Here is a 23,155-nt window from a genome sequence, read left to right as displayed (position 1 = left end):
CAAGAGCATACCTTTTGCAATACGAAAGACCACAGACTGCATGCTGATATGCCTGAAGTTGTGCTGTAAGGGCAGTTTTGGGCAGATGTATTTTGCTAAAACATGAAAAATGAAAAGTTAAAATTGTGGGCGCTAAAATGTATGTTTTGTTAATAAAGATAAATGGGTTGGCGCGTCATTTCGTGAGATGCAATATTCTTGCCGTTATCCGTTGAAACGGACGCAGGGGCAAGTCATGAGGCATTGTTGCGTAAGGTGAAAACGTGTTGGTGGATATTGCCGTCATCTTTTTTGCTGATTTTGATTTTGTGCCATGTCTATTTTCGGGTAAATGCAACCGAGTTGTCAGGATTTTTGTGTACTTTTGCATGTCAATATAATTACGAGTCGCCGTGGCTTTGTTGCGTGCCTCCGCGTGTGGCGGCATGGAGCGGCAGGCGCGGCGTAACAATTTATGAAAAAACAGAAATGAGAGGAACAATAGACTGCTTCTTGCCTTGCGCTGACATCAGTGCGGTGGCCAACACCCTGCGTCAGCTTAAAGGCAGCCGCATGATACGGCATATAAACCTGATGGTTACACAAGATATGGCTATGAGCACACCCGTGCCCGAAAACTGCTCGTTTATTGCCGTCGACGGCCTACTGTCGGCATCGGCAATGCACGCCATAGCCGAGAGCTGCATGGCCGACTATGCACTGGTATTCCTGAAGACCGTGCCCGTAAGTCTTGGGCAGTATTCAATACAGCGCATGATGCGTGTGGCAGCCGAGACCGACGCGTCGATGGTGTACAGCGACCGCATATCGGTGGAGAACGGCGAACCAAAGCCACACCCCGTGATAGACTGGCAGGAAGGCAGTCTGCGCGACGACTTCGACTTCGGCAGCGTGGTTATGATCAAAGGAACGCTGCTCAACAGGTTTGCACGCGACGTAGAAGAGTCGGCATACAGATTTGCTGGATGGTATGAGCTGTGGCTCTATCTCAGCCGCTGCGGACGCCTGTTCCATATCAACGAGCTGCTGTACACAGAAGAGGAGAGAGACCTCAGGGCCAGCGGCGTCAAGCAGTTTGACTATGTCAACCCTGCCAACCGTGAGGTGCAGATAGAGATGGAGCAGGCCGTTACGGCACACCTGAAGGCCGTTGGCGCCCTAATCGACACATCGCTCTATCGTGAGCCCGACTTCAACGAGCAGGACTTCGAATACGAGGCGTCTGTGGTGATACCCGTGCGCAACCGTGAAAAGACAATATGCGATGCCGTTGACAGCGCGCTGTCGCAGAAAACAAGTTTTCCGTTCAACGTCATCGTCGTAGACAACCATTCGACCGACAACACTACGAGGCTGCTGGAGCAGTATGCCGCGAAGAGCGACGGGCGTGCTCCTCTGATACACATAGTACCGCAGCGTAAAGACCTTGGCATTGGCGGATGCTGGAACCTTGCCATAGACGACGAGCGGTGCGGACGCTTTGCCGTACAGCTCGACAGCGACGACCTCTATTCGTCGGAAAACACGCTGCAGACTATTGTCGACGAGTTCTACAGGCAGCGTGCCGCCATGATTGTAGGCAGCTACCGTATGTGCGACTTCGACCTTAACACGCTGCCGCCGGGACTTATAAGTCATGCAGAATGGACCGACGACAACGGATGCAACAACGCCCTGCGAATCAACGGACTGGGAGCGCCGCGCGCGTTCTTCACGCCGCTGCTCAGGCAGATACGCTTCCCGAACACAAGCTACGGCGAAGACTATGCTGCCGGACTGGCCTTCAGCAGACGCTATAAGATAGGCAGAATATTCACCGAACTGTATCTGTGCCGCCGTTGGGGCGGCAACAGCGACGCAGCGCTGACCGTAGACAAGGTCAACGCCAACAACCTGTATAAAGACCGCCTGCGCACCATGGAGCTGTTGGCACGTCAGCAGATGACAGCCGGCAAGGCAGACATGATGGCAGACAGTTCGCTCTATCGCTTCTTTAACAGACAGATAGAGACGTGGAGCCTGGCACGCCACAACTTCAGAGACCTGCAGGAGGTGCTCACTCGCGACCTTAGCGACGGCGGCATGCCCCTAGTGGCACAGTTTAACCCTGCCCGCATGGTGTCAACCGGAGCTTCGATAGACAAGGCCTCGATAAGCAAGCGCCCATGCTTCCTGTGCAAGGAGAACCGTCCGCAGGAGCAGCAGATAAAGCGCTTTGACGACAACTTCGACATACTGGTTAATCCATATCCCATACTTCCCGTACACTTCACGCTGCCGGCAGTGAAGCATCAGCCGCAGCACATACTCGAATATTACGGAGAGATGCACGCCATACTGACGCAGAATCCCGACATTATGGTGTTCTATAACGGTCCGAAGTGCGGAGCATCTGCTCCTGACCACATGCACTTCCAGGCCGGAACGAGCGGCAAGGTGCCCCTGCAGGCATCATGGTCGAGACTGGTGCGCGACATAACGGTGGTGCATGCGCTCGACGCCGACAACGACATATCAGTCGTCAACAGCTGGGCATGTCCGGCCTTGCTGATAAGGAGCCGCAATGCCGAGGCCGACGAGATGCTCTTCCGCTGTGTGTACAATGCTTTGCCTATGCACGACGGCGACATAGAGCCGATGATGAATGTAGTGAGCTGGATGTCTGCAGGCCAGTGGCTGACGGTGGTATTTCCGCGCCGCAAGCACAGACCCGACTGCTATTCGGCAGACGGTGACGCCAAGATGCTTGTCAGTCCGGGCGCGCTCGACATGGCAGGACTGATAATAACGCCGCGAAGAGAAGACTTTGAGCGGCTGACGGCAGAACAGGCCGAGGGCATATTGCGCGAGGTGGCCATCACGGATGACGAAATGTGTGAGGTCGTGGCTAAGATAAAGGCATCGGCACATTGTGGCGAGGCTCCGGGCGCAAGGCTTTACAAGCATGTTGAGCCAGAGGTGCATGTAGGCATTGTAAGCGCCGAGAGCATCTGCTTCTCGCTCAACGGCGAGTATATGGCAAAGGGCGAGGTTATCACGGGACCGCAGCAGGTGTCGTTCTCAGAGGGGGGCATCCTGTGGAACGGCAATCTTTACCGTGAACTTACGTTTACGCCTTGTGACAAGGACGCGTCGTTCTCGCTGAGCGACGTAACCATTGGAGTAAACTTCCATTGGGAACGCAAGGAGACACAGACATTCCAGGGCACGCTGAAAATAGTTGTTGAGGCCGACAAGATATGTGCCATCAACCGTCTGCCAGTGGAAAACTATCTGATAAGCGTCATCTCGAGTGAGATGAAGGCCACTTCGTCGCTTGAGTTCCTCAAGGCTCATGCCGTAATATCGCGCAGCTGGCTGCTGGCACAGATGGAGCGCCGCAAGCGTCAGAGCAGCGGAGGCAACGGATTCTTCTCGTTCATAAAGAAAGACGACGAGCTGATACGCTGGTACGACCGCGACGACCATACCATATTCGACGTGTGTGCCGACGACCATTGTCAGCGCTATCAGGGCATAACCAAAGCCAAGAACAGGCATGTGGAGCAGGCCGTGAGCGAGACTCGCGGACAGATACTGATGTCGGGCGAGGACATCTGCGATGCCCGTTTCAGCAAATGCTGCGGCGGCATAACCGAGGAGTATCAGTATTGCTGGGAAGACACGCCGCAGCCATATCTGGTAGCCCTGCGCGACAATGCTTCAGGCGGAGCCGTGCTGCCCGACCTGACGAAGGAAGATGAGGCCGAGGCATGGATAAGAGGCAACGGCGAAGTCTTCTGCAACACGCACGACAAGAAGATATTGTCGCAGGTGCTCAACGACTATGATCAGGAGACTGCCGACTTCTACCGCTGGAAGGTGGAGTACACACAGGAGCAGCTGGCAGGACTTATTGCTGCCAAGTTGAAACTGGATCTCGGTGATATTGTCGATCTGCAGCCTGTTGCCCGCGGAAAGAGCGGACGTATATGGAAACTGAAGATTGTGGGCACGAAGGGCTCGTTCACCATCGGCAAGGAGCTTGAAATAAGGCGCGTGCTGAGCGAGAGCCATCTTTACAGCAGTGCGTTTGTCGTTGACAAGACAGACATCAGCAACGGCGTGCCGCAGTGTTTTGTCCTTACAGGTGCAGGCTGGGGCCACGGAGTAGGCCTCTGTCAGATCGGTGCTGCCGTGATGGGCGAGCGCGGATATAAGTATGATGAGATACTTCTGCACTACTACCGCGGTGCGGAAATAAGAAAAATATATGGTTAACATAAAACTTTGAACAAGAAAATGAATTCTGGTAAGAAGTTGAGCAGGAACCCCTGGAGCTGGGTTCCTACACTATATTTTGCCGAGGGACTGCCTTATGTGGCTGTGATGACAATTTCGCTCATCCTGTATAAGCAGCTCGGACTGACAAACGCAGAGATTACGTTCTACACCTCGTGGCTGTATCTGCCCTGGGTAATAAAGCCGCTTTGGAGTCCGTTTGTAGACATAGTAAAGACCAAGCGCTGGTGGATAATCACCATGCAGCTGCTCATCGGTGCGGCTTTTGGAGGCGTGGCGTTCACCATTCCCACCAGTTTCTGGCTTCAGGGCACGCTGTTCTTCTTTTGGGTAATGGCGTTCAGCAGTGCCACGCACGACATAGCAGCCGACGGATTCTATATGCTCGGCATGGACCAGCATAAACAGGCGTGGTTTGTTGGTATCAGAAGTACGTTCTACAGGTTTGCTACAATATTCGGACAGGGTGTCCTCGTGATGATTGCCGGCAATTTACAGGTGCTTTTCCGCAACAGCATAAAGTATTCGTGGAGCCTTATGTTCTATGGCGTTACGGGCTTGTTCATAGCCTTGTGGCTGTGGCACAGCCTGGTGTTGCCGTGTCCTGTGTCAGACCGCGGACTGCGCAATGCCGGTGCACGTGAGGTGTGGACAAAGCTGGTGTTGTCTGTAAAGACGTTTTTCACCAAGATGCCGGCAAAACAGGTGCTCATAGCTTTCCTGTTCATGCTCTTTTACCGTATGCCCGAAGGACTGCTGGCGAAGGTTTCTTCGCTGTTTCTTATCGACAGCGGAAGCAATGGCGGACTGGGACTTTCACCTCAGGAATATGGCTTTGTGCAGGGCACGGTTGGCATAATAGGACTTACGCTCGGAGGAATTTTAGGAGGAATGGCTGCCGGACGCGACGGACTGAAGAAGTGGCTGTGGCCCATGGTGTGCGCCATAACGCTGCCTGACCTTGTCTATGTTTATCTGAGTTACGCCATGCCCGACAGTTTCATTATTATCAACGTGTGCGTGTTTATTGAGCAGTTTGGCTATGGCTTCGGCTTTACGGCTTACATGCTCTACCTTATTTATTATAGTCAGGGGGAATATAAGACGTCTCACTATGCACTGTGTACGGCGCTGATGGCGCTGTCGATGATGCTGCCCGGACTTGTGGCAGGATATCTTCAGGAGCTTGTGGGCTATCTGTGGTTCTTCATCATAGTTGTCATTCTTTGTATCATCACATTCCTTGTCGCGGCATTTGTCGACATCGATCCGGAGTTTGGCAAGAAAGAACATGAGGAGCGGCAATAAGCCGGGCTGCATGTTATGGTGTGTATGAAGAGATTGCAGCATATATGATATTATGTGACGTTTCTGCTGCCAGACAAAAGTCTGGCGGCGGAAGCGTCAACTTTATATTGAGGATAAAATAATTATCGGTTTTTATAAATATTGGTTTACAGGTAAAAATGATGGATAAGAAAACGCGTGAAAAGAAAATCTACAAGGTGACTGTGCTTGGAAGCGTGGTCAATATTGTTCTTGTCGTGCTGAAGTTTGTGTTCGGAATACTTGGACATTCGGCCGCCATGATTGCCGATGCTGTCCATTCATTGTCAGACTTGATAACGGATATTGTCGTTCTGCTGTTTGTCAAGCTGAGCAACAAACCGCAGGACAGCGACCACGATTATGGACACGGCAAGTATGAGACTCTTGCAACATCGCTCATCGGACTGGCCTTGCTCTTTGTGGGAGTGATGATTTGCTATGGCGGAGTGGAGAAAATCATAATGGCCCTTAATGGTGAGCCGCTTCAGCAGCCCGGATATGTGGCATTCATTGCCGCTGTGCTCAGCGTGGTTCTAAAAGAGTGGGTTTATCGTTTTACTGTTAAGGTTGGCAAGGCTGTCGACTCTCAGGCTGTCATAGCTAATGCATGGCATCATAGAAGCGATGCTTTCTCGTCAATAGGTACGGCTTTGGGTATTGGCGGAGCCATATTCCTGGGCTCCCGTTGGGCCGTGCTTGACCCGATAGCAGCTGTTGTTGTGAGTCTGTTCATCATCAAGACAGCCCTGACACTGATTCGTCAGGCATCTGATGAACTGCTGGAAAAGAGTCTTTCTGATGATGTGGAGAAAGAGATAAAGAGCATTGCCGAAAGTGAGATCGGCGTGAGCGGAATACATAACCTGCGCACAAGGCGTATAGGAAACAACATAGCGATAGAGATGCACCTGCGTATGCCGGGCGATATATCTCTTTATGAGGCCCACAGAAGGGCAAGCGATATAGAAGAGAAACTGCGTGAGCATTTTGGTGAAGATACTCATGTGGGGCTTCATGTTGAGCCGTTGAAGGTTGACGGCAAATATGTGGCTCCTGAAAATGACGGAGAGAAATAATCTGCAACGCCTCGTATGAACTGAAAGCTGAATGTGAAATTTGAGGCGTAAGATGTGAAATATGCTGCTGTCAGGCTTGTTTTTATGGCTGTTCAGCAGTGGGGTAATGGCCATTCATCACACCAACTTGGGTGTCTTGAATGGCTTAATGTTTACTGCCTGAAAGGTGTGAAAGAGTAGAATGTTTACTTTTTAATGTAATTTGTTTATCCTGTTTTTGTAGGGTTTGTTGTAATTTTGCCTTTGAAATAAGATAAATGGAAATATATTTATGTATTTAGAGAAAATTAATAGTCCGCAGGATGTCCGCAAACTTAGTATTGAGCAGCTCGATGTCCTTGCCGGAGAAATTCGTGAAGGTGTGCTTAACCGTGTCAGCAATCACGGAGGTCACGTAGGCCCTAACCTCGGTATAACAGAGGCGACGATAGCACTTGTGTATGTTTTTGACATTCCCGAGGACAAAATCGTGTTCGATGTGTCTCATCAGGTTTATCCTTATAAGATGCTTACAGGCCGCGCTTACGGATATTTAGACAACAAGCGCTTTGATGATGTGTCAGGATACAGTTCGCCGGAAGAGTCGCCTGAGTATGACTGTTTTGAGATAGGGCACACTTCTACGTCTGTGGCTTTGGCTACAGGGTTGCAGAAAGCGCGCGACATACGGGGCGGAAAGGAGAATATAGTGGCTGTTATCGGTGACGGATCTCTGAGCGGAGGCGAGGCCTTTGAGGGCTTTGACATGGCCGCTGAGATAGGTACAAACATGATAATAGTGGTTAACGACAACGAAATGTCTATTGCCGAGAACCACGGAGGACTGTATGGAAACCTGAAGCTGCTGCGTGATACAGCCGGAAAAGCAGAACTAAACTTCTTTAAGGCTATGGGGCTCGACTATGTTTATGTTGAGGACGGCAACGACATAGCCTCGCTTATAGCCGCATTTAAGCAAGTGAAGGACGCCGAGCGCCCTGTCGTTGTACACATTCATACGGAGAAAGGACATGGCTATGCGCCTGCAGTAGAGAACAAGGAAAGATTCCACTGGAGCATGCCTTTCGACCTTGAGACAGGTAATCTGAAGGCTTCTGCAGGTGATGGCGAGGAGTATTTTCCGGCACTTATAGGCCAATATCTTGCAGAGAAGGCAAAGAACGATCCGAAGTTGGTTGCCGTAGTGTCTGCCGTTCCAGGCGGAGCTGGCTTTACTCCGGAGATAAGAAAACAGATGGGACGCCAGTATACCGACGTTGGCATTGCCGAGGAAGAAGCCGTGGCTTTGAGTTCCGGTATGGCTAAAGGCGGCGTAAGACCTGTTTACACGACCTATGCCACATTTATTCAGCGCACCTATGACCAGATTGCACAGGATCTTTGTGTGAATGGAAACGCTGCTGTGATAAATGTTGTAGGCGCATCTGTCTACGGAATGAATGACATAACGCATATTTGTTTCTTTGATATTCCTATGCTCAGTCATATTCCTAATCTTGTTTATCTTGCCCCGACGACATACGAAGAGTTTGTTGCCATGGAAGACTGGGCTATAAAGCAGACAGAATATCCTGTGGCAATACGCATACCGGAGGCTCTCGTGGCACATAGCGATGAGAAGTATGACACGGACTACAGCCAGCTGAATAAGTATAAGATGGATAAAAAGGGCGACACTGTGGCCGTGATTGCTCTTGGCGACTTCTATCAGAAGGGTCAGAAGGTGGTAGATATGCTTGCCGGTAAAGGTATAAATGCCACGCTTATCAATCCCCGTTTTGTGTCCGGCATTGACGAAGAAATGCTTGAAGGTCTGAAGAAAGACCACAAACTGGTTGTTACGATAGAAGACGGATGCATAGACGGTGGCTTCGGAGAACGTATAAGCCGCTATTACGGACCATCGGAAATGAAGACAATATGTTTCGGCGTGCGTAAGGCTCTTTACGACAGATATGATGTTGAGCAGCTGCTGCGCGACAACCATCTGACCGAGGAACAAATTGTAGCTGATGTTCTAAATCTTATTTAGAAAATTTAGAATGGAGAATGGAGGATGGAGAATTATGATTTGTTTTATTACTCCTATCCATCAAGAGTAATCATAATTCTCCATTCTCCATTCTAAATTATCATCCCTTATCCCAGCACGACATCAAGAATCATCATGAGGACAAAACCGGCGGAAAAGCCAATTACGCCTATGTTGGAGTGTTCGCCTTCAGAGGCTTCGGGGATAAGCTCCTCGACAACAACGTAGATCATAGCTCCTGCCGCAAAGGCCAGAAGATAAGGCAACACGGGCGTCATCATCGAGGCAAGCAGAATGACTATAAGTCCGCCTAACGGCTCAACTATTCCGCTTAGACTGCCTAAAAGAAACGATTTCATTCGGCTGTTGCCCTCTGCACGCATGGGCATAGATATGATTGCGCCTTCGGGAATGTTCTGTATTGCAATACCGAGTGACATGGCAAGGGCTGCGGCTGCCGTTATACCGGCTCCGCTCTGCATGGCTCCTGCAAGTACTACGCCTACAGCCATGCCTTCAGGAAGATTGTGTATGGTGACGGCTAGCGACAGCATTGCCGTGCGTGACAGATGACTGCGCGGTCCTTCGGGCTTAGACTTGCCAAGATGAAGGTGTGGTGTGATATAGTCGATGGCCAGCAGGAAGCCTATGCCGGCCAGAAAACCGACAGCTGCAGGCATGACAGACCATTTGTCCATATGGCTGCACATATTCATGCTGGGTATTAGAAGCGACCACACCGAGGCTGCCACCATAACGCCTGAGGCAAAGCCAAGCAGGGCTTTCTGCAGCAGCGGGGGCATGTCTTTCTTCATGAAAAACACGAAACCTGAACCTAACATTGTGCCCATCAGGGGGATGAGGAGTCCTAAGATTATTCCTTCCATTGCTGTTTTAATTATTTATGAGACAAATGAGACATATGGGACATTATGAATTTAATGCCATGATGTGATGTCTCAGTCGATAAAGCGCTTCACAATATCAGTGTATTTATCTATGCGGCGATCGCGAAGGAACGGCCACCAACGACGCACCTGCTCGCTGTGGGCCAGGTCGATGTCTATTATTTTGCGCTCTTCCTCATGGTCTGATGCCCTGTATAGCAGTTCGCCCTGCGGTCCGGCAACGAATGAGCTGCCCCAGAACTCTATACCTCCGGTCATTCCCGACGGGTCGGTCTCGTGTCCCACGCGGTTTACTGCCACCACAGGCAGTCCGTTGGCTACGGCATGTCCGCGCTGCACTGTTGTCCATGCCTCGCGCTGGCGCTGCTGTTCTGCAGGTTCGTCAGAGCTTTCAAAGCCTATGGCTGTGGGGTAGATTAGCATTTCGGCGCCCTGAAGAGCCATCAGACGGGCTGCTTCCGGATACCACTGATCCCAGCATACGAGCACGCCGAGACGTCCTACAGATGTGTCGATGGGGTGGAAACCAAGGTCGCCTGGTGTGAAATAAAACTTCTCGTAATATGCAGGATCGTCAGGAATGTGCATCTTGCGGTATTTGCCTGCTATAGTTCCGTCGCGTTCTATCACCACGGCAGTGTTGTGGTAAAGTCCTGCTGCACGTTTTTCAAAAAGCGAAGTAACGATTACCACGCCAAGTTCTTTGGCCAGACTGCCGAAAAACTCGGTCGACGGACCAGGTATCGGTTCTGCCAGGTCGAAGTTGTTGACGTTCTCAACTTGGCAGAAGTACAGCGAGTTGTGCAACTCCTGCAATATTATCAGTTCTGCTCCTTCAGATGCAAGTGCCTTTATGCTTTCTGCAAGGCGCTGCATGTTGTATTTCTTGTCAGCTGTGTTATGCTGTTGAATTATTCCTGTTTTCATTCTGTTTTGCTGTTGTTTTGTTTGATTTAATTTACGTTGCTGCCTTATGTGTTGACATTCAGGACTTTATGAGCCGTATATGCTTTGATGATTTATTGTTTCTGTTCCGTTATTTTACTGTAGAGCTGCATCGTACAGCAGTGCAGCGAGCCATGCTGACGTATAACGGTGCGGCTGTCTATGCCTATGACATCTCTGCCGGGGAAGGCCGCTTTGATTACTCTTTCGGCCTCAGCATCGTTGTCTGGCTGATTGTATGTAGGATAAATAACGGCGCCGTTCACTATCACATAGTTGGCGTAAGTGGCCGGAAGCCTGTCGCCGTCGTCATATATTGCCGCAGGCATGGGCAGGCGCATCAGTCTGTATGGCTTGCCGTCGGCTGTACGGAACGTCTTCAGCTGTTCTTCCATGCGTTTCAGGTCGTCATAGTGGCTGTCGCTCTTGTCGTCACATCCTATATATAATAAGGTGTCGTCGGGAGCTATTCTTACCAGTGTGTCTATGTGGCCGTCGGTGTCGTCGCCTTCAAGATGTCCGTAGTCTATCCATAAGATGCGTTCGGCATGCAGCATACTTTTCAGTTTCAGCTCTATCTCGCTGCGTGTTAACGGCTGGTTGCGGTGAGGTGCCAGAAGACACTGACTTGTGGTCAGCACGGTGCCGCGTCCGTCGCTCTCAATAGATCCGCCCTCCAGCACAAAGCTGTTAAGGTCGGTGTAAGTGCCTTCTACGACACCATTGTCGTATAGACTTCGGTTTATGGCGTTGTCAAGAGCGGCTTCAAACTTGTCGCCCCATCCGTTAAAACGGAAGTCGAGCAGCGTGTAGGTGCCGTCGCCGCCAAGTGTTATGAATCCGTGGTCGCGTGCCCATGTGTCGTTTGTGGGGCATTTATGGAATATTATATTGTCCAACTGACAGCTTGTCAGTCTCTTGCTGAGTTCCTTTTTCACCAATTCCGGCTCAGGGGCAACCACGAGCAGCTTCTCATATCGTGTTATGGCGTCAGCCATTTCGGCGTATGTTGCGCATATATCGTCAAGATACTCACGCCAGTCGGTGTCTTCGTGCGGCCATGTCAGCTGTATGGCGCTTTGATTTGCCCATTCGGGCAGCAATATGGCATTGTTGTTCATACTTCTTGCTTCGGTTTTGTTTGTGTTATGCAAAATGTGTGTATGTCTTTTCTGATTGCTTTACAAAAATAATATAAGTGCGGATAATGAGCAAATAAAAGCTGCATTTTATTATATAAGGTGTCATTATGTCAGATTTTCGTTGATGTAAATCAACCTGTTTGACGCATGTCAAAATAGAGGCACTATAAGCCAAATTCATAGACAAAAACGTTCTGACATGCTGAAAATGGTATTACCTTTGCGTTAGAAATAAAGGAAAAAGGATAACAAGGATGTGAAGATGCATCCTACAGGTAGAAATTAAAAATAGGAAAGGTAAAAAGATTATGAAAAAGATTGTTAACAGGATTTTAGACAACAAGAAGTTCAACAAGTATTGTGTGAACGTTTTGAAAATGTACAACTACGGACGCGTAAACATGCCTGTTTAAGCTGACGTAGAATAAAAAGAGTCGGGCTGGTCTTATAGCATAAGCTGTAAAATCAGCCCGATTTTCTTGTTTATAACCGTATAAATAGCTATCTTCGCAGATGATATGAAGAACTTTAGAGCTTATTTTTTATTGTTTATTGCGGTCGTTGCGCTGTGTTCGTGCGACTTGGCAAAGAATAACAAGGCGCTTATCAGCGAGGCTGGCAAGGCGCTGGTAGAGGAACTTGACCAGAAAGACGGCGAGGCCGGGGCATGCGATGCGTCTGCCGGAGCAGCAGAAGCTGATGACAAGCTGGTTATGCAGACATCACCGAAGGGGACACCTGAGCAGATACTGAAGCGCACGGGGTATGTGGCATCGTATAACAAGACCACTCTGCTGCCGAACTGGGTGGCATGGCATCTTACGGCTGAACGCACCGAGGGAAGCGCAAAGCGCTCGGGCGTAGACTTTGCAGAGGATACGGAAGTGCCGGAGCCGCGTGCAACAGACTGGGACTACTATAATTCGGGCTACGACCGTGGCCACATGTGTCCGGCTGCCGACAACAAATGGAGCAAGAAGGCCATGGAGGAGTCGTTCCTCTTTACCAACATGTGTCCGCAGAACGGCAATCTTAACCGCGGCGACTGGAACGAGATGGAGATGGCATGCCGCAAATGGGCTAAGAAATACGGCGACCTGTACATAGTCTGCGGCCCTATATTATATAAAGGTAAGCACAAGACAATAGGCAAGAACAAGGTGGTTGTGCCCGAGGCATTTTTCAAAGTAGTGCTGCGCACGGGCGATGATCCGCAGGCAATAGGCTTTATCTACAAGAATACTTCAGGCAACCGGCCAAAAGATTCATACGTTAACACCGTAGACGAGGTGGAGCGCATCACGGGCATCGACTTCTTCCCTTCGCTTCCTGATGATGTCGAGAAGAAGGTTGAGGCAGAATGTGATTTAGGCTTATGGTAACATCATGCCGATAAATTAAGGCTTTTCAGGTTGCAATATTCTATATCAAGAGAATAGACTTGATGCCTTGTGCTGTTTGCATTTACGATGCAAAAAAAGTGTTGCCTGCTGCTTGTTGATGTTATAGTGTGTGACTGTATATTATTGATAGTCAGCTTGTTATGTGAATAGTGGTGTTTGGCTTTATGAAAGGTCACAAATTAGCCTGCAAAAGGTGGCTTTTCAGTTTGTAAAAGGCCACCTTTTAGAAGCTAAAAGACGGTCTTTTGCATATTGGTCTTGTTCGGGTAGCATTTTGTCCGGTTTCTTGCAGCTATGAGGTTTGTGCTGCAAGCCTGCATATATGGCTTTATGTCGAGATGTGAGTAACGGAATAACAACGCTTTAATGCAGCCGTGCCATATGGAATGATGACCGCCGCGCAGCAACTCATTGTTTACTGCGCGGCGGTCATTTCATTCTGCGCTGCATCAGCAGCGTTAGTTTATTTCACGTAATTATGCTGTCTGCCTTATTGTTTCAACCGGAGCTTCGTCGCTTGTTGACGTAATCAGCCGTTTTATCTTAAAGCCTGTGAAGGCAACGAGGATAGACATCAGCGGACTGAGTATGTTGAAGAAGCAGTAGGGCAGGTAGGTCAGCGTGCTTACGCCAAGCACCGTGGCCTGAGTCATGCCGCACGAGTTCCATGGTATCAGCACGGAAGTAACCGTTACAGAGTCTTCTACGGTGCGGCTCAGCAGCCTGCTCTCGAGTCTGCGGCTCTGATAAAGGTCCTTGAACAAGTTGCCTGTCAGGATGATAGACAGATACTGGTCGGCCGTACATGTGTTGAAGAAAAGACCTGCGCCTACCGTTGAGCATACGGCACTAGCGGGCTTGCGTACAAAGCGCACGAAAAGATTGGTTATGCTGCTTATCATGTTGCTTGCAGACATCACGCCGCCGAAGCACATCGCACATATTATCAGCCAGATGGTGTCCATCATGCCGCGCATGCCCCTTGTGGCAACAAGAGCGTCTATCTCGGCATGGCCCGTTGATATGGATGTGCTTCCGAATATTGACGTCATCAGGGCCTTGAATCCTGTTGCAAAGTCGAGAACGCTGCCGTCTACTATCTGCAGAAGGATGTGAGGCTGGAACAGCAGAATGCATATTCCGGCTATAACAGACGATATAAAGAGCGTAATGATGGTTGGCAGCTTGGCCAGAATGAGACAAGCCGTGATGACCGGCACCAGCAGAAGCCACGGCGACAGGTTGAATGTCTGTGCCAGCGTGCCGGCAAAAAGCTCGCTCTGCTCGTTGCCGCTGTGGCTCATGACAAGTCCTGCAACGGTAAATATGCCGAGAGTGATTATTATCGACGGCACGGTGGTTATGAGCATATAGCGTATGTGGGTAAACAGCTTTGTGCCCGTTGTTGACGATGCCAGCACTGTCGTGTCTGACAGCGGCGAAATCTTGTCGCCGAAATAGGCTCCCGATATTATTGCTCCTGCAATCCATCCCTCGTCGAAACCCTGCGCCTTGCCTATGCCGAGCAGTGCCATGCCTATTGTGGCTATGGTAGTCCATGAGCTGCCGGTTATGATAGACACTATGGCGCATATTATGCAGCACGACGCAAGGAAAAACTGCGGCGTGAGAATCTGCAGACCGTAGTATATCAGCGTGGGAACCACTCCGCTGAGCATCCATGTGCCAGAGATTGCTCCGATGAGCAGAAGTATCACTATGGCCGGAGTAACCTTCTTTATGTTTTTGGCCATTCCTTCCTCAAGCACGCTCCACTTGTAGTTGTATTTTATCATTGCTATGCCCACACAAACAGCCGAGGCTATGAGCAGCGACACCTGACTGCCGCCAAGCAGGGCGTCGCCCCCGAAGGTAGGGATGACCATGGCCAGCAGGGCCACGAGAACGGCTAAAGGAGTCAGGGCTACGATTGGATTTGGTATCCTTGTCTTTTTGTTCATAACTAACCTATTGAAAATTTTGGCTGCAAAAGTAATAATTCTGCTGCTATAAGTCTGCAAAAAACTTCTGTTTTTCAACAAAAAGGTGCATTTTGTCTCATTTAAGAATAAACATGCAAAATAATTACATAAATGTGTGAAAAATCGGCATGTTACGCATGTCGTGTGTCATGAATTTTTACTGTTGTATGACAAGCAACAGATGGTCCGGCTGCATTGTTGACGATTTTGGCAGAAGCGCATCATGAATAATAGTGGTTAAAGAATGTAAATAAATTGCGCCGCTCTTTGACAAGCCGCTGAAAATAGCTATCTTTGCACATTATTATTATTTAAAAGGCTGAAAAGCGTGAAAATAAGAGAAGTGGTTGACGCCCTTGAACGTTTCGCGCCTCTGCCCCTGCAGGAGAGCTTTGATAATGCCGGCCTGCAGGCAGGACTGACAGAGGCGGAAGTATCAGGGGCTTTATTGTGCCTTGACGTTACCGAAAAAGTGGTCGACGAGGCTGTGGCTTTAGGCTGTAATCTCATCGTGAGTCATCATCCGTTGATTTTTCATGCACTGAAGCGCATCACCTATGCCGACGACGTGCAGCGTGCCGTGGCCAAGGCTTTAAAGAATGATATCACGGTGGTTTCCATGCACACTAACATGGACAATGCCCGTGGCGGTGTTAACTTCAAGATAGCTGAAAAAATGGAGCTTCATGACTGCCGTTTCTTTGCAGAAAAGACGGTTATGGGCATCGAGTGCGGCAGCGGAGTTATAGGAGAGTTGCCCGAGGCGCTTGCCGCCGACGACTTTGTGCTGATGCTGAAGCGCACGTTTGATGTCGAGTGTGTGCAGTGCAATCAGCTTTTGCGCCGTCCCATCAAGACCGTTGCCATCTGCGGAGGCGCAGGGTCGTTCCTCCTGTCTGAGGCAATTGCACAGGGAGCAGACGCCTTTATCACAGGCGAGATGCACTATCATGAGTATTTCGGTCATGAGCAGGAAATACAGATTGCCGTCATTGGCCACTATCAGAGCGAACAGTATACTAACGAAATATTTAAATCAATAATCGAGGAAGCGTGTCCGGGAGTTGTGACTTATCTCACAAAGACCAACACTAATCCTATAATCTACTTATAAAATATGGCTAAAAAAGATCCAACAGATTTGTCTGTAGAAGAGAAACTGAAAACTCTCTACCAGTTGCAAACCACATTGTCGGCTATCGATGAAAAGAGAGCCCTGAGAGGTGAGTTGCCTCTTGAGGTTCAGGACCTCGAAGACGAGATTGCCGGTCTTACAATACGTATTGAGAAAATAAAGAACGACATCAAGGAATTTCAGAATGCCGTTGTACAGAAGAAGGCTGAAATTAACGAGGCTCAGGCCAGCGTGGAGCGCTATAAAGAGCAGCTCAACGACGTTAAGAACAACCGCGAGTATGACACACTGAGCAAGGAAATCGAGTTCCAGTCGCTCGAAATAGAGCTTTGCAACAAGAAGATAAGAGAGGCTAACGTTAAGATTGAGGAGAAAAACAAAGATCTCCAGAACAATGAGGAGCTTATTAAGGACCGCCGTGTAGCTCTTGAAGAAAAGAAAAACGAGCTCGACGAGATTATGGACGAGACAAGAGCTGAGGAAGAGAAGCTTAAGGAGAAGGCAAAGGAACTCGAACTGAAGATTGAGCCGCGTCTGCTTACAAGTTTCAAGCGTATACGCAAGAATGCGCGCAATGGTCTGGGTATCGTTTACGTGCAGCGTGATGCATGTGGCGGATGCTTCAACAAGATACCGCCTCAGCGTCAGCTCGACATCAGAATGCACAAGAAGATTATTGTGTGTGAGTATTGCGGACGCATCATGATTGATCCTGAACTGGCAGGTGTTAAGAGCGAGAAGCCTGTAGAGGAGAAGCCGAAGCGTAAGCGCGTAATTCGTAAGCGTACTACGAAGAAAGAGGATGATGACGATTTTGTTCCAGAGGAAAGATTGTCATAAAAAGCAATACCTTATTAAATAAAAACCATGGAACAGACAAATAAACAAAGTGGACGTATCATAGCCATCATAGCTATGATGTTTATCTACGCCATGATTTCGTTCGTCACTAACCTGGCGGCACCGATTGGCGTAATATGGAAGAATCAGCCCGAACTGATGGGCAGCAACACATTAGGCATGATGGGAAACATGATGAACTTCCTTGCATACCTGTTTATGGGTATACCTGCCGGCAAGCTGCTTATCAAGATAGGTTATAAAAAGACTGCAATGGTGGCCATTGCAGTTGGTTTTGTGGGTGTGCTCGTGCAGTATCTGTCGGGCTTCCCTACAGGTCTTACCGGATTCTGGGTGTATCTTTTGGGTGCATTCGTATGCGGTTTCTCTGTATGTATGCTCAACACAGTGGTTAACCCCATGCTCAACCTCCTTGGCGGAGGCGGCAACCGTGGCAACCAGCTCAACCTTATCGGAGGAACGCTCAACTCGCTTGCCGGAACGCTGACACCTATGCTGGTGGGCGCCTTGGTAGGTACAGTTACTAAAGACACTGCCATAAGCGATGTAAACCTCGTGCTCTACATTGCCATGACTGTGTTTGCCGGTGCGTTTATCGTGCTTTCGTTCATACCGATAGCTGATCCGGAGATGGGTAAGGCTACACAAGACACCGTATTTGAACACAGTCCGTGGGCTTTCCGTCATTGCGTATTGGGCGTAATCGGTATCTTTGTTTATGTTGGAATAGAGATTGGTATCCCAGGCACTCTCAACTTCTATATCTCTGACACGACGTCGAAGGGTGCAGGAGTTGTTGGCGATGCTGCTGCCATAGGCGGTTTTGTTGCCGGAACTTATTGGCTGCTGATGCTTGTAGGACGTTTCGTTGCCGGTTTCATTGCCGACAAGGTTTCAAGCCGCGCCATGATGATCACTGTATCGCTCGTGGCTATCGTGCTCATGTTGGTGGCAATGTTCTCGTCTAAGACTTCAACAACGTCTATGCCTGTGTTTACGGGTTCTTCGTTCACAATGGTAACAGTGCCTGTCAGCGCTCTGCTGCTTGTTCTCTGCGGATTGTGTACGTCTGTCATGTGGGCAAGTATTTTCAATCTTGCTACGGAAGGACTTGGCAAATACACTGCTGCCGCTTCAGGCATATTCATGATGATGGTTGTCGGTGGAGGTGTACTGCCGCTGTTGCAGAACTTCATTGCCGACAAGGCCGGCTACATGATTTCTTATATCGTGCCGCTTGTAGCTTTGGCATACCTTCTTTATTATGCTCTGCTCGGATGTAAGAATGTCAACAAGGACATCCCTGTAGATTAAATGTGAAAATCGTTTTTCATAGTAATAAATTGAGACTTTTTAAGTCTGTAGGCCGCAAGATTGTTATCAGTCTTGCGGCTTTTGTTTTGCGGCTTGTCCCGGGATTCAGTAGTGATAATTTTGTTTTCTGTGTCGTGAACGATATCAATGCACACAAAAAAGACAGCAAAAGTTTGGCTGTGCCGTTATTTTGTCTTATCTTTGCAATGTACTCAAAAGGTGGTGTCCGGCATGCCTTATGGCTGCCGTGTCTGAGATTATACACATTGAACCAGTACGGATAATGCCGACGCTGGGATTTTGATGCAATTCTTTTATGGCGGTTATTCCGCGTCACCTGCTTTTGAGAGTGTTGACTGATCTTAAAAGAGGAGATTTAAGTATGACTTTTATTTCTTTTTTGTGCGTTATCCCCGTAAAGTCGGGTGCTGACTGCTGCATGCTGCGGAGGGTCGCTTTATGAAGCGTTATCCAGTTGCTTTGTCTGTGGCCGGCTCTGATCCGTCCGGCGGTGCAGGCATTCAGGCTGACTTGAAGACCTTTTCTGCGCTTGGAGTTTACGGCGCGGCTGCCGTTACAGCCGTAACCGTACAGAACACCAAGGGCGTTAAGTATGTTCATTCCGTGCCCGCACAGGTAGTCTACGACCAGATTGTGGCAGTCATGGAAGACCTGCATCCCGATGCAGTTAAAATAGGTATGGTTAACGATGCAGCAACATTGGATGCCATAATAAAAGCCTTGACAGACTGCCGTCCGCATTTTCTTGTTGTTGATCCTGTCATGGTTTCGAGCAGCGGAAAGATGCTCATGAGTTCAGGTGCACTCACTTTGCTTGAAAAAAAGCTGTTGCCCATGACAGACCTGCTCACTCCTAATATTCCTGAAACTTCAGTGCTGACCGGCATGCCGTCTGTATCTGCTAATGATGTTGAGGCTGCGGCACGCGCCATCCTTGGTTATGGCACTCGTTCCGTACTGATAAAGGGCGGTCATGCATCGGGCTGTGTAAAGACAGATATGCTTTTCAGCATCCTTGACGGCAACATCTCCTTAAATGAATATTCGGCTCCTTCTGTAGCGAGCCGCAACACTCACGGCACGGGCTGTACACTTTCGTCTGCCATTGCCGCTTTTGTTGCCCGCGGTGATAGTCTTGTTGAGGCTGTAGGCGAGGCTAAACGTTATCTTACTTCTGCGCTTGCGGCAGGAGCAGATATAACAATAGGTGCTGGAACAGGCCCCTTGAACCATTTTTTCAGTCCTGTGCCGGCAATCGTAATTGATAAAGAATAAAGACAAAAAGATATGAACAGACTTCAGTTTATCACACATTTTACTGACAAATATACTTACGTCGACTCAGCCAGAATGGCTCTTGAAGGCGGATGCCGATGGATTCAGCTGCGCATGAAGGATGCCACAGAGGCAGAGCTCGAAGCGGCAGCATTGCAGGTGAAGAGTCTATGCGCCGGCTATGATGCCACGTTCGTAATTGACGATAATGTGATGATGGCGCAGCGTGTTGGTGCTGATGGCGTCCATCTTGGCAAAAATGACATGCCGGTGGACGAGGCGCGAAAGATTTTAGGTCCTGATTATATAATAGGTGGAACGGCCAACACATTCGACGATATTTGCCGTCTTGCCGCCCAAGGTGCCGACTATATCGGCTGCGGCCCGTTCCGTTTCACTACTACAAAGAAGAATCTTGCTGCCATTCTCGGGCTCGACGGATACAGACGTCTGCTTAAACAGATGCACGACAGAGGAATAAACCTGCCGCTGATAGCCATTGGCGGCATTGGCTACGACGACATTCCTGACCTTTTCAGTGCAGGTGTTACGGGCATAGCTCTTAGCGGAAGCATCCTGCGTGCCGCTGATCCGGTCAGCGAGATGCGCCGTATAGCAGATCTGATAAATCAAAAAGAACAAACCTTATAATATATTTATGGAAAATAATGTAAGAATAACTTATCCGGGTTCAGAGAAAGTTTACCTCAAGGGTGAACTCTTTCCCGACATTCGTGTGGGCATGCGTGTCGTAAAGCAGACTCCCACAGTTACCGTTGATGGTGACAAACGCACGGAGCGTCCTAATCCTCCTGTGTATATTTATGATACTTCCGGTCCTTACAGCGACCCTGATGTTGCTACTGATGTACGCAAAGGTCTGCCGCGATTGCGCGAACCGTGGATACTGAAGCGTGGAGGAGTGGAACGCCTGAAGGAGATTTCGTCTGAATACGGACGCATGAGGCGTGATGACCACTCTCTCGATTCTCTCCGCTTTGAGCATATAGCCCTGCCTCTCAGGGCTAAGGAAGGCTGCCAGGTGAGCCAGCTTTACTATGCAAAGCAGGGCATAATAACCCCTGAAATGGAGTATGTCGCCATACGTGAGAACATGAACTGCAAGGAACTTGGCATCGAAACGCACATCACTCCTGAGTTTGTGCGCAGCGAGATTGCCGCCGGACGCGCCGTAATTCCGGCAAACATCAACCATCCCGAGGCAGAACCTATGATTATAGGCCGCAATTTCCTTGTGAAAATCAACACAAACATAGGCAATTCGGCCACAACTTCGAGCATAGACGAGGAGGTTGAGAAGGCTGTGTGGAGCTGCAAGTGGGGTGGCGACACGCTGATGGACCTGTCTACAGGAGCAAATATTCACGAGACAAGAGAGTGGATTGTGCGCAACTGTCCTGTGCCCGTAGGCACCGTGCCTATGTATCAGGCCATGGAGAAGGTTAACGGCCATGCTGAAAACCTTACTTGGGAGCTGTTCCGCGACACACTTATCGAGCAGTGTGAGCAGGGAGTTGACTATTTCACCATCCATTGCGGCATACGTCTGCAGAACATACATCTTGCTGACAACCGCATGACAGGCATGGTTAGCCGTGGAGGAAGCATTATATCAAAGTGGTGCCAGATGCATCAGAAAGAGAGTTTCCTCTATGAGCATTTTGATGATATATGCGACATTCTGGCTAAATATGACGTAGCCGTTTCGCTTGGCGACGGATTGCGTCCGGGCAGTGTCTATGATGCCAACGACCGCGCCCAGTTTGCCGAGCTCGACACGATGGGAGAGCTTGTGGAGCGTGCTTGGGCAAAGAATGTTCAGGCATTTATCGAAGGTCCTGGTCATGTGCCAATGGATAAGATTCCTGAGAATATGCAGCGTCAGATAGAGAAGTGCCACAACGCGCCGTTCTATACGCTCGGCCCGTTGGTAACCGACATTGCGCCCGGCTACGACCATATAACAAGTGCCATCGGTGCGGCTCAGATAGGATGGCTCGGCACTGCCATGCTGTGCTATGTAACGCCGAAAGAGCATCTAGCCTTGCCCGACCGCGACGATGTACGCGTGGGCGTGGTGACATACAAGCTTGCTGCACATGCAGCCGATCTGGCAAAGCATCATCCCGGTGCCATTGTGCGCGACAATGCGCTGAGCAAGGCACGCTATGAGTTCCGCTGGAAAGACCAGTTTAACCTGAGTCTTGACCCTGAACGTGCGCTTGAATACTACAAGACGGCTAACCATGTGGGCGGAAAATACTGCACTATGTGCGGTCCTAACTTCTGCGCCATGCGTATAAGCCAGACGATAAAAGAAGGCGAGTGCGACGTTTAATGTCTGTGGGCTTTAATGCCTCGGCGTTAAGCTGTCTGCGCAGCAGTATGACAGGCTGTATATGTGCCTGTCATGCCGTTATGCCAAGCTTGCGTGAGCGCAATGAAGCATGAAGAAAGGAAAAACTTAACTCATTGAAAATAAGAAATTTACTATATAAAAAATAAAATAAAATGATAGAAAAGAAAGTATCACAGGGTATTATCAGTACCTATTTCAGCAAGTTGGAACGTAATCTTGACCTCGATGTTGCCATTGTAGGCGGAGGTCCGTCAGGCATTGTTGCCGCATATTATCTGGCAAAGGCCGGACTTAAAGTTGCCCAGTTCGACCGCAAGTTGTCTCCCGGCGGCGGTATGTGGGGCGGCGCAATGATGTTCAATCAGATTGTCGTGCAGAAAGAAGCCATCGAAATCGTGAAAGACTTTGACATCAACTTTGAGAGCTACGACGAAGACCTGTTTGTGATGGATTCTGTTGAGAGTACCTCTGCGCTGCTATATAAGGCCGTTCATGCCGGAGCAACAATATTCAACTGCTATTCTGTTGAGGATGTTGTGTTTAAGGACAATGTTGTCAGCGGTGTTGTTGTCAACTGGACTCCGGTTTTGCGTGAAGGTATGCATGTAGACCCGATTAACATTATGGCAAAGTGTGTTATCGACGGAACGGGCCATGACAGCGAGATGTGCAAGACTGTAGCACGCAAGAACGGCATCCGCCTCGCAACTGATACGGGCGATGTTATCGGCGAGCGCTCGCTCGACGTGGTTTCAGGCGAGAATGAGGTGGTTAACGGCACAAAGGAGATTTATCCCGGACTTTATGTCTGCGGTATGGCTGCTTCTGCCGTAAGCGGAACTCCCCGTATGGGACCTATCTTCGGCGGTATGCTCATGTCGGGCAAGAAGGTTGCCGAACTGATTATCAAGAAACTTAAATAGTTTTGGTGTGGGGCTATGAAGTAGCGGCTTTTTGTCCGGACTTCATAGCCCCTTATATATAATAAGGTGTATTCGTCTGGCATTTTGTCTGTGCAGACAGACGCCGAAATTCGTTTTGTTTACTTTTCGCTTTTCATTTTTGCTTAAA

General features: G+C 49.3%; 16 protein-coding genes. 12 read left to right on the top strand and 4 right to left on the bottom strand.

Going from position 1 to position 23,155, the window contains the following annotated elements; translation table 11 throughout:
* Positions 1-468: 468 nt before the first annotated feature.
* The 4 genes from EJL04_RS07180 (at position 469) to EJL04_RS07165 (ending at position 8,718) form a co-directional block, all read left to right on the top strand.
* Positions 469-4,260, top strand: coding sequence for a DUF4922 domain-containing protein (locus EJL04_RS07180; protein ID WP_125104512.1), 3,792 nt, complete (start codon positions 469-471; stop codon positions 4,258-4,260).
* A 21-nt stretch (positions 4,261-4,281) separates the two neighbouring features.
* Positions 4,282-5,589, top strand: coding sequence for an MFS transporter (locus EJL04_RS07175; RefSeq protein WP_021853475.1), 1,308 nt, complete (start codon positions 4,282-4,284; stop codon positions 5,587-5,589).
* A gap of 161 nt (positions 5,590-5,750) precedes the next feature.
* Entirely contained in the window at positions 5,751-6,686 is a 936-nt protein-coding gene (locus EJL04_RS07170; RefSeq protein WP_082335311.1) for a cation diffusion facilitator family transporter, read from the top strand.
* 271 nt (positions 6,687-6,957) lie between these two features.
* On the top strand, positions 6,958-8,718 hold the full coding sequence (locus EJL04_RS07165) for a 1-deoxy-D-xylulose-5-phosphate synthase (protein ID WP_125104511.1): 1,761 nt from the start codon (positions 6,958-6,960) through the stop codon (positions 8,716-8,718).
* 107 nt (positions 8,719-8,825) lie between these two features.
* Here EJL04_RS07165 and EJL04_RS07160 read toward each other — a convergent pair whose 3' ends face one another.
* From EJL04_RS07160 to EJL04_RS07150, 3 genes are all read right to left on the bottom strand, one after another.
* The gene (locus tag EJL04_RS07160; RefSeq protein WP_021853472.1) at positions 8,826-9,605 is read right to left on the bottom strand and encodes a ZIP family metal transporter; all 780 of its coding nucleotides are present in this window, start codon (positions 9,603-9,605) and stop codon (positions 8,826-8,828) included.
* A 72-nt stretch (positions 9,606-9,677) separates the two neighbouring features.
* A complete protein-coding gene (locus EJL04_RS07155; RefSeq protein ID WP_125104510.1) occupies positions 9,678-10,553 on the bottom strand; it encodes a carbon-nitrogen hydrolase in 876 nt (291 codons plus the stop codon).
* Positions 10,554-10,645: 92 nt separating this feature from the next.
* On the bottom strand, positions 10,646-11,692 hold the full coding sequence (locus tag EJL04_RS07150) for an agmatine deiminase family protein (RefSeq protein WP_125104509.1): 1,047 nt from the start codon (positions 11,690-11,692) through the stop codon (positions 10,646-10,648).
* A gap of 539 nt (positions 11,693-12,231) precedes the next feature.
* Between EJL04_RS07150 and EJL04_RS07145 the strand changes: the two genes are divergently transcribed.
* Positions 12,232-13,095 carry a DNA/RNA non-specific endonuclease gene (locus EJL04_RS07145; protein WP_125104508.1) on the top strand — a complete coding sequence of 288 codons (864 nt, stop codon included), beginning with the start codon at positions 12,232-12,234 and terminating at the stop codon, positions 13,093-13,095.
* A gap of 497 nt (positions 13,096-13,592) precedes the next feature.
* Here the strand turns inward: EJL04_RS07145 and EJL04_RS07140 are convergent, their stop codons facing one another.
* A complete protein-coding gene (locus EJL04_RS07140; protein WP_125104507.1) occupies positions 13,593-15,077 on the bottom strand; it encodes a Na+/H+ antiporter NhaC family protein in 1,485 nt (494 codons plus the stop codon).
* 349 nt (positions 15,078-15,426) lie between these two features.
* Between EJL04_RS07140 and EJL04_RS07135 the strand changes: the two genes are divergently transcribed.
* From EJL04_RS07135 to EJL04_RS07105, 7 genes are all read left to right on the top strand, one after another.
* On the top strand, positions 15,427-16,212 hold the full coding sequence (locus EJL04_RS07135) for a Nif3-like dinuclear metal center hexameric protein (RefSeq protein WP_125104506.1): 786 nt from the start codon (positions 15,427-15,429) through the stop codon (positions 16,210-16,212).
* 3 nt (positions 16,213-16,215) lie between these two features.
* Positions 16,216-17,073, top strand: coding sequence for a zinc ribbon domain-containing protein (locus EJL04_RS07130; RefSeq protein WP_021853462.1), 858 nt, complete (start codon positions 16,216-16,218; stop codon positions 17,071-17,073).
* A gap of 27 nt (positions 17,074-17,100) precedes the next feature.
* On the top strand, positions 17,101-18,408 hold the full coding sequence (locus EJL04_RS07125) for an MFS transporter (RefSeq protein ID WP_021853461.1): 1,308 nt from the start codon (positions 17,101-17,103) through the stop codon (positions 18,406-18,408).
* A 459-nt stretch (positions 18,409-18,867) separates the two neighbouring features.
* Positions 18,868-19,704: a bifunctional hydroxymethylpyrimidine kinase/phosphomethylpyrimidine kinase gene (gene thiD / locus EJL04_RS07120; RefSeq protein ID WP_125104505.1), complete on the top strand. Its 837-nt coding sequence runs from the start codon at positions 18,868-18,870 to the stop codon at positions 19,702-19,704.
* Between the two features lie 12 nt (positions 19,705-19,716).
* Positions 19,717-20,355, top strand: a complete 639-nt coding sequence (locus tag EJL04_RS07115; RefSeq protein WP_125104504.1) for a thiamine phosphate synthase — start codon at positions 19,717-19,719, stop codon at positions 20,353-20,355.
* Between the two features lie 7 nt (positions 20,356-20,362).
* Positions 20,363-22,063: a phosphomethylpyrimidine synthase ThiC gene (gene thiC / locus EJL04_RS07110; RefSeq protein ID WP_021853458.1), complete on the top strand. Its 1,701-nt coding sequence runs from the start codon at positions 20,363-20,365 to the stop codon at positions 22,061-22,063.
* 173 nt (positions 22,064-22,236) lie between these two features.
* Positions 22,237-23,007 (top strand): sulfide-dependent adenosine diphosphate thiazole synthase, encoded by a 771-nt coding sequence (locus tag EJL04_RS07105; protein ID WP_021853457.1) that lies wholly within the window; start codon positions 22,237-22,239, stop codon positions 23,005-23,007.
* Positions 23,008-23,155: the final 148 nt, after the last annotated feature.

Origin of the sequence: Prevotella marseillensis (genome assembly GCF_900625065.1) — a bacterium.
Taxonomy (GTDB): domain Bacteria; phylum Bacteroidota; class Bacteroidia; order Bacteroidales; family Bacteroidaceae; genus Prevotella; species Prevotella rara.
The sequence above is the reverse complement of the archived record's forward strand: the minus strand, read 5'-3'. Positions and strand labels throughout refer to the sequence as shown.

What these genes read in the sequence shown, in the direction of transcription:
- EJL04_RS07180 (WP_125104512.1), top strand. Translation starts at nt 469, where the DNA reads ATGAGAGGAACAATAGACTGCTTCTTGCCTTGCGCTGACATCAGTGCG.
- EJL04_RS07175 (WP_021853475.1), top strand. Translation starts at nt 4,282, where the DNA reads ATGAATTCTGGTAAGAAGTTGAGCAGGAACCCCTGGAGCTGGGTTCCT.
- EJL04_RS07170 (WP_082335311.1), top strand. Translation starts at nt 5,751, where the DNA reads ATGGATAAGAAAACGCGTGAAAAGAAAATCTACAAGGTGACTGTGCTT.
- EJL04_RS07165 (WP_125104511.1), top strand. Translation starts at nt 6,958, where the DNA reads ATGTATTTAGAGAAAATTAATAGTCCGCAGGATGTCCGCAAACTTAGT.
- EJL04_RS07160 (WP_021853472.1), bottom strand. Translation starts at nt 9,605, where the DNA reads ATGGAAGGAATAATCTTAGGACTCCTCATCCCCCTGATGGGCACAATG.
- EJL04_RS07155 (WP_125104510.1), bottom strand. Translation starts at nt 10,553, where the DNA reads ATGAAAACAGGAATAATTCAACAGCATAACACAGCTGACAAGAAATAC.
- EJL04_RS07150 (WP_125104509.1), bottom strand. Translation starts at nt 11,692, where the DNA reads ATGAACAACAATGCCATATTGCTGCCCGAATGGGCAAATCAAAGCGCC.
- EJL04_RS07145 (WP_125104508.1), top strand. Translation starts at nt 12,232, where the DNA reads ATGAAGAACTTTAGAGCTTATTTTTTATTGTTTATTGCGGTCGTTGCG.
- EJL04_RS07140 (WP_125104507.1), bottom strand. Translation starts at nt 15,077, where the DNA reads ATGAACAAAAAGACAAGGATACCAAATCCAATCGTAGCCCTGACTCCT.
- EJL04_RS07130 (WP_021853462.1), top strand. Translation starts at nt 16,216, where the DNA reads ATGGCTAAAAAAGATCCAACAGATTTGTCTGTAGAAGAGAAACTGAAA.
- EJL04_RS07125 (WP_021853461.1), top strand. Translation starts at nt 17,101, where the DNA reads ATGGAACAGACAAATAAACAAAGTGGACGTATCATAGCCATCATAGCT.
- thiD (WP_125104505.1), top strand. Translation starts at nt 18,868, where the DNA reads ATGAAGCGTTATCCAGTTGCTTTGTCTGTGGCCGGCTCTGATCCGTCC.
- EJL04_RS07115 (WP_125104504.1), top strand. Translation starts at nt 19,717, where the DNA reads ATGAACAGACTTCAGTTTATCACACATTTTACTGACAAATATACTTAC.
- thiC (WP_021853458.1), top strand. Translation starts at nt 20,363, where the DNA reads ATGGAAAATAATGTAAGAATAACTTATCCGGGTTCAGAGAAAGTTTAC.
- EJL04_RS07105 (WP_021853457.1), top strand. Translation starts at nt 22,237, where the DNA reads ATGATAGAAAAGAAAGTATCACAGGGTATTATCAGTACCTATTTCAGC.